At 63.1% G+C, this 727-nt stretch carries 1 protein-coding gene; it reads left to right on the plus strand.

Going from position 1 to position 727, the window contains the following annotated elements; all coding sequences use genetic code 11:
• On the plus strand, positions 1 to 727 hold a 727-nt coding region (locus CCR87_RS00035; RefSeq protein ID WP_201155308.1), incomplete at both ends, for a response regulator.

Genomic DNA, 727 nt, shown 5'->3' on the forward strand with positions numbered 1-727 from the left:
TATTACGACGTGGTCACGGCGGATAGTGGTCGCAAGGCGCTTGAGGTTGCGGAGACCAACCATCCCGACATCATTCTGCTGGACGTGATGATGCCGGGATTGGATGGGTTCGAGACCTGTTGCGAATTGAAGGCCAACCCCAAGACGTCGCATATCCCGGTGGTCATGGTGACCGCGCTGTCGGACGTCGCGGACAGGGTGCGCGGGCTGGAATCCGGGGCTGACGACTTCCTCTCCAAGCCGGTCAACGATATCGCATTGTTCGCCCGGGTCCGCTCGCTGGTTCGTCTGAAGATGATGATGGACGAGTTGCGCGTGCGCCAGGAGACTTCTGGCCGCCTGGGGGCAATCGCGAGCGAGTTCGAGGTCGCGGACGCGCCAGCCAAGGTGCTGGTGGTGGAGAAGAGCCGTTTCACCACCCAGCGTTTGAAGGAATATCTCTCGGAGGCCGAGCACGAGGTCGTCTGCACCGACACCGGCGAGCAGGCCCTGGAACTGGGGCGCGACCAGACGTTCGACCTGGTGATCGTCAGCATCGACCTGGGTGGAGAAGATGGTCTGAGGCTCTGTTCCCAGTTCCGCTCGCAGGAGGAGACGCGCCACCTGCCGCTACTGCTGCTCTTGGAGGATATGGACCTGCCGCGGCTGGCCAAGGGGCTCGACCTCGGCGTGACCGACTATCTCGTGAAACCGCTCGACCGCGGCGAGTTGCTCGCACGCGTGCGGA

It is taken from the genome of Rhodobaculum claviforme (genome assembly GCF_016653255.1).
Taxonomy (GTDB): Bacteria; Pseudomonadota; Alphaproteobacteria; order Rhodobacterales; family Rhodobacteraceae; genus Rhodobaculum; species Rhodobaculum claviforme.